13 protein-coding genes and 1 tRNA gene are annotated in these 13,171 nt (G+C 54.1%); all 14 read right to left on the bottom strand.

All coding sequences use genetic code 11. The features are described 5' to 3' along the window. Entirely contained in the window at nucleotides 1-981 is a 981-nt protein-coding gene (locus IPH75_00480; GenBank protein ID MBK7140536.1) for a hypothetical protein, read from the bottom strand. Nucleotides 982-1,141: 160 nt separating this feature from the next. Then, a complete protein-coding gene (locus IPH75_00475) occupies nucleotides 1,142-2,602 on the bottom strand; it encodes a DUF853 family protein (protein MBK7140535.1) in 1,461 nt (486 codons plus the stop codon). Nucleotides 2,603-2,676: 74 nt separating this feature from the next. Then, a complete protein-coding gene (locus IPH75_00470) occupies nucleotides 2,677-3,162 on the bottom strand; it encodes a hypothetical protein (GenBank protein ID MBK7140534.1) in 486 nt (161 codons plus the stop codon). A gap of 54 nt (nucleotides 3,163-3,216) precedes the next feature. Further along, nucleotides 3,217-3,302: transfer RNA gene (locus tag IPH75_00465), tRNA-Ser, on the bottom strand. A 131-nt stretch (nucleotides 3,303-3,433) separates the two neighbouring features. Beyond that, nucleotides 3,434-3,946 (bottom strand): hypothetical protein, encoded by a 513-nt coding sequence (locus IPH75_00460; GenBank protein ID MBK7140533.1) that lies wholly within the window; start codon nucleotides 3,944-3,946, stop codon nucleotides 3,434-3,436. After that, entirely contained in the window at nucleotides 3,943-4,389 is a 447-nt protein-coding gene (locus tag IPH75_00455; GenBank protein ID MBK7140532.1) for a hypothetical protein, read from the bottom strand. The genes IPH75_00460 and IPH75_00455 overlap by 4 nt, the downstream gene beginning before the upstream one ends. Then, nucleotides 4,389-4,865 (bottom strand): nucleoside deaminase, encoded by a 477-nt coding sequence (locus IPH75_00450; protein MBK7140531.1) that lies wholly within the window; start codon nucleotides 4,863-4,865, stop codon nucleotides 4,389-4,391. Before IPH75_00450 ends, IPH75_00455 begins: the two co-directional genes overlap by 1 nt. Nucleotides 4,866-4,981: 116 nt before the next feature. Continuing rightward, nucleotides 4,982-6,784: an elongation factor 4 gene (lepA, locus tag IPH75_00445; protein MBK7140530.1), complete on the bottom strand. Its 1,803-nt coding sequence runs from the start codon at nucleotides 6,782-6,784 to the stop codon at nucleotides 4,982-4,984. A 135-nt stretch (nucleotides 6,785-6,919) separates the two neighbouring features. After that, a complete protein-coding gene (locus tag IPH75_00440) occupies nucleotides 6,920-7,645 on the bottom strand; it encodes a TIGR00159 family protein (GenBank protein MBK7140529.1) in 726 nt (241 codons plus the stop codon). A 33-nt stretch (nucleotides 7,646-7,678) separates the two neighbouring features. Further along, a complete protein-coding gene (gene folP, locus IPH75_00435) occupies nucleotides 7,679-8,554 on the bottom strand; it encodes a dihydropteroate synthase (protein ID MBK7140528.1) in 876 nt (291 codons plus the stop codon). Nucleotides 8,555-8,632: 78 nt separating this feature from the next. Continuing rightward, complete coding sequence (gene folE, locus IPH75_00430; GenBank protein MBK7140527.1) at nucleotides 8,633-9,196, bottom strand: GTP cyclohydrolase I FolE; 564 nt, start codon at nucleotides 9,194-9,196, stop codon at nucleotides 8,633-8,635. Between the two features lie 8 nt (nucleotides 9,197-9,204). Further along, nucleotides 9,205-10,998: an ATP-dependent zinc metalloprotease FtsH gene (gene ftsH, locus IPH75_00425; GenBank protein ID MBK7140526.1), complete on the bottom strand. Its 1,794-nt coding sequence runs from the start codon at nucleotides 10,996-10,998 to the stop codon at nucleotides 9,205-9,207. A gap of 248 nt (nucleotides 10,999-11,246) precedes the next feature. Continuing rightward, the gene (gene hpt / locus IPH75_00420; GenBank protein ID MBK7140525.1) at nucleotides 11,247-11,798 is read right to left on the bottom strand and encodes a hypoxanthine phosphoribosyltransferase; all 552 of its coding nucleotides are present in this window, start codon (nucleotides 11,796-11,798) and stop codon (nucleotides 11,247-11,249) included. After that, nucleotides 11,755-13,155 (bottom strand): tRNA lysidine(34) synthetase TilS, encoded by a 1,401-nt coding sequence (gene tilS / locus IPH75_00415; protein MBK7140524.1) that lies wholly within the window; start codon nucleotides 13,153-13,155, stop codon nucleotides 11,755-11,757. The genes hpt and tilS overlap by 44 nt, the downstream gene beginning before the upstream one ends. Nucleotides 13,156-13,171 lie beyond the last annotated feature (16 nt).

The raw sequence follows: 13,171 nt of genomic DNA, 5'->3' as shown, positions 1-13,171 counted from the left end.
TCAGGGGCAATTCGGCAGGACAGGTCTTGGCGGCGCGACCAAAGACCAAATTAGCAGTGACAGATCCGAAATATCGATCAATGACCCTGCGTCACCATTAACATTCGCTTCACCAATACATGGCAAAAATGGCTTTGGTGATGTTGTCAGGTAGGCAATCAACAAAGACAGATCCAAAAGATCAGGTGACAGATTTCCGCTCATATTCACATCCCCCCTTACTCCAACACAGCAATTCGTGCTATCCCACCCGATCATCTCCGCCATCAGCCACCAGAATGCTTTCCCCTTCTGATAGCAATTGAAGCAGTGCGAATGCGCACAGTCGCCACAGGTCGGACAACCATGCGAGCTGCACCAGTCGGCGCACCATGCACAGGCATCGGTCTCGTCCGGATACCAGACACCGTCCGGGTCGTAGCTTTCTATATCCGCAAAGTCAAACAGCACATCACCATGGTAGGTAGTAGATTGCCGTATCTGGTTATTGCGAAGATACAGATTTCCGGTCGGCCCAGTCCCGTCCAGATGTCCGGTCATATAAATGAACTTCACATTGGGATAATCCAATTCAAGGTCAGCCATCTTCGCCAGGTAGGTGGCGATACCGTCCACCGTATTGTCCGATACTCCTCCGCACCATGACCAGACGACAACATTGATGTCGCTCCCCGGCTGGTCCAGGCGCTGACGCGTGACCTGAGCCCACGAGGTATCCCCCAAATGACCGAGATCCGATCCATATTCTTCAATGGACAATGAGCCGTCACCATCGTTCACCCGATACAGCGTATCTTCGGACATCAACATCTGCATTCCGGTCACGATCTGGCTTCCGTGCGACGTATGCCCGTAGAAGATCCGGTAGTTCGAACGTATCTCGCGGACCACCGAATCCGGGATCGATTCGAACAACGGAACTGACGTATGATTTGCCGTGATCGACTGGCCGACACTGACACCGGTCAGACTAAGGAGCATTAGGGCTGTAAATATGAATGTGCCGATGAACTGCATGCTGACCTCTGCGCACTCTGTTTGGTCCGAACAGATAACATGGATAGTTGTCTATATGTTATAATCAATATAGACAGATTGCCAATTCATGCAAGAGGATCATCGAAGCTGGACGAGTGAAAGGCTACCGCTTTCGTCCGCCAAACAGACCACCGAGTATTCCGCGGACTACTTCTCGCCCAAGCGTACTCCCTATCGCTCGCGCCGCCCCCTTCATTAGAGCATCGGTCGGACTCTCGGGTGTACGTCCGCGAGTTGTCGTGCTAGGTTTCCGACGAGTCGTCTCGGCCTCACTCTCTGCCTGGGCCGCCATCTCCGCGCGCTGTTTCAGTCGCTCATAGGCGGAATCCCGGTCAATCGTCTGCGAGTATCGAGAGCGAAGGGGTGAAAGTTCTATCAACATGCTTCGGCGTTCATCTGGAATCGGTCCGATCTGGCTGTGTGGTGGAAGAACAAACGCCCGCTCAACCGGCATCGGTACTGACTTAGTATCCAGCAACGAAACGAGTGCTTCTCCGGTCCCCAGTTCGGTGATGATCTTTTCAGGATCGACTCCGGGATTGGTCCGAAATGACTGCGCCGCCGCTTTGACCGCTTTGGTATCCTTCTGGGTGTAGGCTCTCAGGGCATGTTGCACCCGATTCCCCAATTGACCGAGAATTGATTCCGGTATGTCGAGCGGGTTCTGCGTCACGAAATATACTCCCACCCCTTTTGACCGGATCAGGCGCACCACCTGCTCTATCTTATCTTCGAGCGCTTTCGGCATATCTTCGAACAAGAGGTGCGCTTCATCGAAAACGAATACGAGCTTTGGCTTTTCCAGATCCCCTGCCTCCGGGAGCTGTTCGAACAGCTCCGACAACAACCACAACAGCGAGGTAGCATAAATTCGCGGTGATTGAAAGAGCTTATCGGCCGCAAGGATATTGACCAACCCTCGCCCCTTTTCATCCACCTTCATCAGATCGCTCAGTTCGAGCGCCGGTTCACCAAAAAACTGGTCGGCCCCTTCCTGCTCCAATCCAACCAGCCCCCGCTGGATCGCCCCAACCGAAGCTGTCGCGATATTCCCATACTGCGTCGTGAACTGTTTGGAATTATCCGCCGCAAACTGAAGCATCGCCTTGAGATCTTTGAGATCCAAAAGCAGCAGCCCGTGATCATCGGCTATCTTGAATACCGAGGTCAGCACCCCTGACTGCGTGTCGCTCAGATTCATCAGCCGCGACAACAGCAGTGGCCCCATATCGGAGATGGTCGTCCGAAGCGGCATCCCCTTTTCGCCGTAGATATCCCAGAACGTAACCGGACATCCCTCGAACGGATGATTCGCTATCTTGAGCAGTTCCAGACGTTCCGCGACTTTTGGCGTCGCCGAACCGGCGGCTGAGATACCGGAAACATCCCCTTTGATATCCGCCAGGAAAACCGGCACACCGATCCGGCTGAATGCTTCAGCGAATCGCTGCATGGTGACAGTTTTGCCGGTGCCGGTGGCGCCGGCGATGAGCCCATGCCGATTCGCCTGCGACGGCAGGAGGTTGAGGGGTTGATTTCCGATCGCGATTGTCAACGGCTGCACGGGTACTCCTTGGAATGTGGTAGGAAACTATGCGCAGATGGAGTTAGTGGCAACATAAGAGATCGTGGTGACCACTAATCAAGCAGTTCATATGGCACCAGGCGATTCAGTCTCTCAATCAAAATCGTCGGCTTTGGACATGGAATCGAGCCATAACTAGTTTTTAGAGGAAGATCATACTTCCAGTCAAAAAGATAGAATGCAATGCGAAACGGATCAATACCTTTGGGTGGGTCGCTCCCTCTCTCAACGAGCAGGCTTTCGCCATTTTCTGCAAGAAACGCTTCCGCCCAGGGGGCCTGCCAGTTTTCGCGTGGGAGATCGGCACGTTCCTGAGTGAAATCATCAATAGAAAAGCTCTTGTCAATACCACTCGCCAGCACCTCAATGAGAACAGCTGTACGAAGAAGGTCTTCGCACTCCTTTCGGCATTGTTGTAACGCGAATGTGTCCTCACTCAGCGCTTCGATGTCGTAAAGCGTTGACATCTGTTCTTCGATCAGAGTATCGTTCACATTGAGCAAGTAAATACCGAGCAATTCGATTTTTGGCTGGGACATATACCCTCCTCCCTAATATTCAGATTATCATCGAGATTCAGCCACAAACAAATGCGGAGAGGTAGGGATTCGAACCCTAGATACCCAAAGGGTATAACGGTTTTCGAGACCGCCGCTTTCAACCGCTCAGCCACCTCTCCGGTCTCAGACAAATACATCCCCCCGCGAGCCGATAATCTATTGATTTGCCGCCAATTGGCAAGAAGATTCTCCCCCCGCTTCTCCACTCTCCCGCAACTAGATAGCGGAGGCGGAAAGTACGCTCGTAGCCTTACCCCCGCAGTTTACCTTCTTTCACCAGCTTTTCCTGCCGTTCGATCAGCTTTTGCACCAGCCCAAACCGTGGCCGGACAAACTGGAACACCAGGAAACAGAAGATGTATATCCCAAGGAAGAAGTTGTCAAACTCGCCGGTCAGAAAGAAATAGATCACGCCGTAAAGCGAGATCGCCGCGATCGCCACGAACAACGGTTTGGTGCGACGGTAGTACTCCTCCTTGAAATCCGACTCGAAATTATCTTTCCGGCTGATCATCGGGCTGTTGTAAATCTTGGTTCGCCAGAAGATCACCGCCCCTAAATGCGCCAGTGCGACGACCGCGATCACGGTCCGGATCGGGTTGAGATAATACGGGTCGACCATCGATGCCCACCCGTTTCCTTTCTCGAGATAATAACAGCCGAGCAGTAACAACCCGGGAAGCAGGACGTTGATGAATGTCCCGAAATAAAGCGGCTTTGCTATTATGCCGGTCAGGTTATAGTCGGAATCTCGAAGACTCATTTCGCCTCCAGTTTATCGGCGATCGCGTCGAACCGTTCGCGCGTCGGCCAGTGCATCACTACGCCTATCGCCCCGATCGCATAAAAATAGAAGATAGCATTGAAATTTCCCGCGATGAAGAAGTAAGCCAGTCCGAAAATGAATACACTCTCCACCATCGCCATCCGAATAGTCCAATACTGCTGAAGCGGCGCCTTCTGTGTCTTGAAGTCAGGCGATTTCCGCAAAATCATATCAGGGAGAAAAGATGATGCAACTAGTTCTCCAAGCGCAACAGCCAGGAGCACAATCAGCATCACCATGTTGTCCTGTACCGAGCGTGTCGCCTGCATGGTGTAGGCGATGTAGAGGTATATCGCGGGAGCGACCAGGTACATCACGATCGCAAAAATGCGCACCATGTTGTACTGCGCTTCACGACTCTGCTGATTGGTAGCTTGCATCAATTCACCTTATGTTTGTTCTTGCGCACTTGCTGGAAAAAGAGCCGCATCATCTCCGCGATCTCCGGCTCCCTGATACCGCCGATGATCTCGCACCGATGATTTAATCTCGCATCAGTCGGGATCGTGACAATCGACCCGCACCCGCCAAAACGGATATCCGGCGCGCCATAGACAATGGTATGAATGCGCGACAGCACTGATGCCCCCGCGCACATAATACACGGCTCGAGCGTTGAAAATAGATAGCAGTTCTCAAGGCGCCAGTCGTTGAACGAGCTGTAGGCCGCACTGAGGGCGATCATCTCGGCATGCGCTGAAGCATCATGTAATGCTTCGGTCCGGTTGTGTCCCCGCCCGATCACACGATTTTCGTGCACGATGATCGCGCCGACCGGGACCTCTCCCTCTTCGAACGCCATCTCGGCCTCGCGTATCGCCAGTTCCATGTAATCGGGGAATTTTGTGGGATCCATGCTGCGAATATACCTCGCCCCTGCATGCAATCAACTTCTATTTGTTGTGTGATTTCCCCTCTCCCTCAGGGAGAGGGTGCCTCGAAGAGGCGGGTGAGGGATTCCAGACCCGAGCACTACCGCTCTATCTTCAGCGCCGCCAAAAATGCTTCCTGCGGGATCTCCACCGACCCGATCTGCTTCATTCGCTTTTTCCCCTCTTTTTGCTTCTCGAGCAATTTCCGTTTACGCGAAATATCGCCACCGTAACATTTTGCCGTCACGTTTTTGCGGAGCGCTCTGATGGTCGAGCGGCTGATGATCCGGCTTCCGATCGCCGCCTGGATCACCACTTCGAACATCTGGCGCGGGATCAACTTCTGCAACTTCTCACCAAGCTGCATCCCCCAGTGATACGCTTTTTCACGATGGATGATCACCGAAAGCGCATCGACAGGATCTCCATTCACCAGGATATCCAGCTTGACCAGTGAGGACCGGCGATAGTAGGGCAATCCATAATCAAACGAAGCATATCCGCGCGTGGCGGATTTCAGCTTATCATAGAAATCGAAGATGATCTCCGACAAAGGAAACGCATAATTCAGGCTGACACGGGTGGTCGAAAGATATTCGGTGGTTTTGTATTCGCCACGACGGTCAGTTGCCAGTTTCATGATCGCACCGATATACTCCGCCGGAGCGATCACCTGGGCATCCACAAACGGCTCTTCCACAAAATCGATCGCGCCAGCTTCCGGCATCTCCGCCGGATTGTCGCAGGCGAGCCTCGTACCATCGGTTTTTTGCACGTTGTATTCGACGTTTGGCACCGTGTTGATGATCGTCTGGTTGTATTCGCGGCTCAATCGCTCCGTGATGATCTCCATATGGAGCAGTCCGAGGAACCCGACACGGAAGCCGAATCCGAGCGCGGTCGATGATTCCGGCGTAAACGTCAACGAACTGTCGTTCAGCTTCAGCTTTTCGAGCGACTCGCGCAGTTCGGCGAAATCCTCGGCGATAGCCGGATACAAACCGGAAAAGACCATCGGCTTAACATTGACGAACCCCTGCACCGGCTCTTTGGCCGGATTGGAGACCAGCGTGATCGTATCCCCGATCTTGGTGTCAGCCACTTCACGGATCGAAGCATACAAATAGCCGACATCGCCGGTCCGGAGCGCCTCCTGCGGGACCGCGTCGATCTGCAGATACCCAACTTCTTCGACATCGAAGGATTTCCCGCTCGAGAAAAAGCGGATCTTATCCCCCTTCTTGAATGATCCATTCATGATCTTGACCAGAGGCCGCGCGCCTCGGTAGGCGTCAAACGTTGAATCAAAGATCATCGCCTGCAATGGAGCATCGGGGTCACCGACCGGCGGACGGAACTGGTGAACGATCGCTTCCAGCAGTTTGTCGACACCCAGCCCTACCTTTGCCGACACCGGAATGACTTCCTCCGGCTTGCAGCCGATCAGTTCGACTATCTCGTCAGTCACTTTTTTGGGATCGGCGGAGGGAAGGTCGATCTTATTCACGACCGGCAGGATGTTCAGGTTGTTCTCCATCGCGAGATAGAGATTCGACAGCGTTTGCGCCTCGATCCCCTGCGAAGCATCGACCACCAGGATCGCCCCTTCGCAGGCGGCCAGCGACCGGCTTACTTCGTACGTAAAATCGACATGGCCGGGCGTATCGATCAGATTAAACTCATAGATACTGCCATCTTTCGCCCTGTAGTCAAGGCGGATTGCATGGGCCTTGATCGTAATGCCGCGCTCCTGCTCCAACTCCATCGAGTCGAGCACTTGGGCATGCATCTGCCGGCTGGAAAGCGTTTTGGTCTGTTCCAACAGCCGGTCGGCCAGGGTAGATTTCCCGTGGTCGATATGAGCGATGATCGAAAAATTCCTAATTTTGCTCAGGTCGTGCATGCTATCCTTGTATTGATGTGCAGGAGCCAATATGTTGGCATCCAACGGCATAACGTATCGTCGACGGACTGGTTCCGACGGCGAGTTGCCAAGGTAGGGAAATTAGCGTGGAAAGTCAAACGGGGGGTTCGGAACCTACTTCTTCAAATACCACTGCAACCGATCCTTGAAATCGACCTTCTTGATGTCCTTCTCCAGTTCCCCCTCATACGCGATCGAGATCGCCTGCGTCTCCTCCGAAACAACCACCACGACCGCATCGGAAAGTTCCGAGACCCCGATCGCCGCCTTGTGACGCATCCCGAACAACTGTGCATACTTCGGATTGCTGGACAACGGTAACGATGATGCCGCCGCGATCACATAGTTTCCCGAGACGATTGCCGCGCCATCATGTAACGGAGTATAGGGGGTGAACAGCGTGATCAGCAATTCCGACGACAGCTCCGAGTTCATCAAGCGGCCCGACTCCGCGAAATTCCGAAGGCCGGTCCGTCGCTCAATGACGATCAATCCGCCATACCGAAGTTCCGCCAGCCTGAGCGCCGCGCGAGCGACTTCTTCAAGCGTCCGCTTCTGTTCCAGATTGACGAATCGGCGGAAGATCGGGTTCTGACCCATATGGGCCAGTGCGCCGCGAAGTTCCGGCTGAAAAACTATGATCAGCACAATGAACCCGACTGTCGCCAGGTTCGAGAATAACCAGGTGAGCGCCTCAAGTTGAAACCAGTACGAGATGAACGCGATTGCCCCAATGAACGACATCCCGACAATGATCTGCGCCGAACGAGTCCCTTTAGTCAGCTTCAGCAACTGATATATGATAAACGAAACGATCAGAATATCGACCGCGTCTCGCAAACCCAAACCGGATGAAGTCAAATCCCAGGAAATTCATATACGTTCTGCTATCGCTCGTGCTACTTTCAATGCTTCTACCGTTGCCGCCACGTCATGGACGCGGATGATATTGGCGCCATTCTGCACGGCCACAATTGCCGCCGCTATTGACCCCCCAAGTCTCTCCGTCGGGCTGGTCTGCGCGCCGGTAACCTTGGTAATAAAGGACTTTCTTGACGCTCCCACAAGTAATGGCAATCCAAATTGTGCGAATCGGTGTAGCGACCCAAGCAGATCCAGATTATCCTCCAGCCGCTTCCCGAACCCGATCCCCGGGTCAACTATGATCCGTTCATGAGAAATCCCATGTTGCATCGCAAAGGCGATCCGCTGCACAAAAAACGCCGTGATCTCCTCCACGCAGTCGCTGTAATGCGGCGACTGCTGCATGGTCGCGGGAGTCCCCAGCATATGCATCAGGATAACCGGCGCGCCCGCCTCTGCCAGCACTTTCACCATATCGGGATCCATGCGCAATGCAGATATATCGTTGATGATATCGGCCCCCGCCTTGAGTGCCGCCTCCGCTACTGCCGATTTGTAGGTATCAACTGAGATCGGAATTTCGGTCTGCGACCGAAGTTGCTCTACCACCGGCACCACCCGCTGGAGTTCATCCTCGAGCGGCACCGTATCTGCCCCCGGTCGACTCGATTCTCCACCGATATCGATCAGGTCGGCACCCTCGTCAATCAGCCGAAGCGCCTGGCCGACCGCATGGTCCGCCGCCAGAAACTGCCCACCATCGGAAAAGGAGTCCGGGGTGACATTGACAATCCCCATCACCAGGGGTCGATCGAACAGCAATCTGCGATCTCTGCTGAGCAGAAGTGGCGGCAATGTCGGCTTGGATTGAGTTGTGTCTGACATAGGCAATCCCCTGAATAGGTTACTGCCAAAGTGGCGAAGTCATCGCGGGAAGGCAAGAGAATTGTCTGGCGAAAAAAGCTACTTCCGACGACTCTCTATCAGCGTCAGCGCTTCGGAACGGGTGGCATCGCGCCGCATCATGCCGCGCACGGCCGACGTGACAATCAGGCTTCCCGGTGCTTTAAGGCCGCGCATAGTCATACAGAGGTGCTCCGCCTCGATCACTACAAGCACTCCTTTGGCACCCAGCGCATCAACGATCGAATCGGCGATCTGTGATGTGAGACGTTCCTGCACCTGCAGGCGCTTCGTCAGGATATCGATCACCTTGATCATGTTGGAGAAACCGACCATCTTGTCGTTTTGCGGAATATAGGCGATATGGATGTGCCCAAAAAACGGGAGCAGATGATGTTCGCACAAAGAGAAAAACGAGATGTCACGCAGGATGATCATCTCGTCTTTGTTTTTGGTGGTATATTTTCTCAGTTCAACCGCGGGGTCCTGCTCCATACCAGCCAGGACCTCTTCGTAAAATTCGGCTATCCGTTCGGGAGTCCGCTCGAGCCCTTCGCGAGTCAGGTCTTCGCCGACTCCCTCAAGGATCAGTTTCACCCCGCGGATGATCTTCTCGCGGTCTATCGCCACTTCTAACTCGTCGGCGCAGGCGCCACTACCAATTCGGCATCGCCTGAAGTCCGTCCAATGATCACATCAACCTCGCGACCATCGATGATCTCCCGCTCAAGGAGCGCCTTGGCCAGGTCATGCAACTTGTCGAGGTTATTTGCAAGCAGTTTGCGAGCCAGGGCCTCGGCTTTCAGAACAAACTGCGAAATCTCCTGATCGATGATAACCGAGGTCGCCTCGGAATGATCCGCCGCCTGTGCCATTTCGCGACCCAGGAAGATATGCTCCTCGGTCTTGCCGAAAGTCACCGGTCCGATCTTCTCCGACATCCCCCAGTTACAGACCATTTTGCGCGCCAGTTTAGTCGCACGTTCCAAGTCATTCCCCGCGCCAGTATCCAGCTGATCAAAGACCAGTATCTCGGCCACACGCCCACCCATCATCACCGCCAGCACTGTCTCAAGATAATCTCGGCTGTGAGTGTGACGTTCATCCACTGGCAATGACTGGGTGACACCCAGCGCCATCCCGCGCGGTATGATCGTCACCTTGTGGATCGGGTCCGCTTTCGGCATCAACTTGGAGACCAAAGCATGACCGGCCTCGTGATACGCGATCACTTTCTTCTCCTCGTCGGAGATAACCATCGACTTGCGCGCCGAGCCCATCATCACTTTGTCTTTGGCTTCCTCGAAATCAAACATCGAGACAGACTCTTTGTTTTTTCGGGCCGCCAATAGCGCCGCTTCATTGACCATGTTGGCAAGGTCGGCGCCGGACATACCGGGTGTGCCGCGGGCCAGCACGGTCAGATCGATATCATTCGCCATTTTTACTTTGCGCGTGTGTACCTTGAGGATCCCTTCACGCCCTTTGACATCAGGCGTGGCGACCACGATCTGTCGGTCGAATCGTCCCGGGCGAAGCAACGCCGGATCAAGTACATCCGGGCGGTTGGTGGCGGCCACCAGGATAACACCCTCGTTCGATTCAAATCCATCCATCTCAACCAACAACTGGTTGAGAGTCTGTTCGCGCTCATCATGCCCACCGCCGAGACCGGCGCCTCGGTGACGTCCAACCGCGTCGATTTCGTCGATAAAGATGATGCAGGGAGCGTTCCGCTTCCCCTGTTCAAACAGGTCGCGAACGCGGCTTGCGCCGACACCCACAAACATCTCCACAAAATCTGAGCCCGACATCGAGAAGAACGGTACGCCGGCTTCACCCGCCACTGCGCGGGCCAATAGCGTTTTGCCTGTTCCGGGCGGACCAAGCAAGAGTGCCCCTTTGGGGATCTTGCCGCCCAACTTCTGGAATTTCCCCGGTTCCTTCAGGAATTCGATGATTTCCTGCAGCTCTTCTTTCGCTTCATCCGCACCAGCGACATCACTGAATGTTACTTTGGGGCGCTCATCCGTCAGCAGTTTTGCTTTGGATTTTCCGAATGAGAATAACCCCTTCGGACCGGATGCACCCTGCATCTGGCGCAGGAAGAATATCCAGACAAAGATCAACAGTATCCAGGGTCCAACGGCGACCAGAATGGAAAGAAAGTCAGGGCCCTTTTCGGCCGCTTTGATCTTTGCTCCCGATGCTTCGAGCCGTTTCACGATATCATAATTCGTGTCCGGGAATGGTATGCGCGTCCGGAACTGAGCGAAGGTCCGATTGCTCTTGCTCGAGGCAAAGGTTGTCGGATCCTTCAGCTTCCCTTCGATCTCCCGCTCCAGAAAGGTAGCTTCAGTAATGTTCGAGCTTCCGATCTGCTGAGTAAACTCGGAGTAGCTGATCTCAGCAACCTCGGGATTCATCCCGGTCAGGTACTGGAAAACAACTAGTCCGCCCAGAATAAGTACCGCCCAGAAAAGCAACGTTTTGCCGGGGCCACGCCATCCGGCAGTGTCGCGGGGAGCCTCCCCCTTGTTTTTGCCACCAGATCCGGGACGGTCATTTTTGTTATAAGAATCGTTCACTGTCTCTCCACTATCACGTGTTCAGATACAGGTTATACTACCGAAACGTCCGTTGATTCATCTATCCGTGTCACAATTGCCCGCGATCATTTGTCGAGCAACCGTCCGATAAACGGCAGGTTTCGGTATTTCTGTGTATTGTCGAGTCCAAAACCGATCACGAAATCATTGCCGATGCTGAATCCTTTGTACTTAACATCGACTTTTACGCGATGGCTCTGGGGTTTATCGAGTAGTGTAACAATCTCCAGGGAAGCCGGTTCCATCTTGCGAATCTTCTCGGTAACCAAAGCGACCGTCTTCCCGGAATCGACAACTCCTTCCACCACCAGCACATGGCGCCCCGCCATCGGGATGGAAAAGCCGCCGCCGATGATCACGTCCTCTTCGCGACGTACTCCCGTCCGATAGGAAGCCGCCGACACAAACTCCAGCTCGATCGGCAACTTGATCGTCCGCATCAGGTCCGCCAGAAAGACCGCGCATCCCTTCAGGACGCCGACCAGAACCGGCGTTTCGCCCGCATAATCTGCGGTGAGCTGTGCTCCCATCTCCTCGATCCGGCGCGTGATCGCGCGCTGATCAAGCAGCAACTCAAACGGCTGGCGTGAGAGCCCTTTTGGAGTTGATGACCTCAAGCGTGGCTACCTTCCTGGTTGACCTATCAACCTTGACTCGGTCGGCGATCTCAAATCCGACCACCCATATGATCCCTTGGCCGTCAGTAACGACCAGAATTTCATCGCGATAGACCTTCGGTACTTTCCGATCGGTCAGGTAGTCGCCTACCTTTTTGCGTCCGTGCATCCCCAGCGGGACAAACCGGTCACCCGTGCGAATCGACCGCACCGTCAGCGGAAATTCGAGCTTGGCTCGATCCACCGTCACCCGTGATGCCCTTCGTCGCGACAGAGGTTTGCTCGGGAGACTTCGGCCGAATCGGACGGCGATCTGAACGTTCGGACAGGCTAACCGAACCGCTTTTCCCGGTGACAGCTCCCTTTCCAACTGTATCGGCTGACCGTGCACAAAGACAATCTTTGAACCGGACAGGACGGTCTGAATACGTCCGGGGAGCGAGAGATTCCCGCCGCCCGCCATAATCTGGTCATCGAGGCGGTCGACCGATTCGCGGTCAACCATCTGTCCCTCGGAAATGCTTCCCAGACAGTACCTTAACAGTCTGCGACGGAGCCATTTAGTATACGCTTGGAATTTATCTCTATCAAGCTCAATTTTGCCGCCCGGTGTGATTGTGATCGCCTGCTTAAGAACCCGTTCAACTTGCGCTTGAAGCACCTTTTCTTCTTCTGCCAGAGTCTCCGCCAAATTCAAAATCGCCCTGTCTACCTGTGGATTGAGTCGCTTCCGAATTTCCGGCAGGAGGCGATTCCGAATGTAATTCCTGCTCTGGTCCGATCTTTCATTGGAAAGGTCCAGACAATAGGCGAGTCTGTTCTCCTTCAAGTAGGCGAGGATCTCCGCTTTGGTCAGGTCAAACAGCGGCCGGATATACTTATCCCGCTTCACCGGAATGCCAGCCAGACCGGTTCTTCCGGTGCCACGGATGATCCTGAAAAGCACCGTCTCAACACGGTCATTCTGGTGATGCCCCAATGCGATCCGAGTGAACTTCTGTTCGCGGGCCAAACGCTCGAACAACTCGTACCGGAAATTCCGCCCTGCTTCCTCTATCCCGATCTTCTGCTGTTTGGCCAGAGCGGGAATATCCTCGCGATGAATCGTCAACGGGACCTTCAGTTTCTTGCAAAGAGACTGACAGAACTTCGCTTCGGCCAACGCGGGTCGTTTGCGGATCTGATGATTGACGTAAACTGCGGCTAACTGCAATTGATAGTGTGGCTTGAGTCGCACGAGCAGATGCAGCAATGCGACCGAATCCGGCCCCCCGGACAACGCCACCAGCACCTTATCCCCGTTTGCTAACAGATTGTGTGCCTCAATTGTGCGGGTGACTTTCGCCAGGATACTCATGGACCATAAGATATAT

This window comes from bacterium, from assembly GCA_016708025.1.
Taxonomy (GTDB): Bacteria; Zixibacteria; MSB-5A5; order GN15; family FEB-12; genus FEB-12.
Note: the sequence above shows the minus strand (reverse complement) of the source record. Positions and strands in the feature narration are given on the sequence as shown.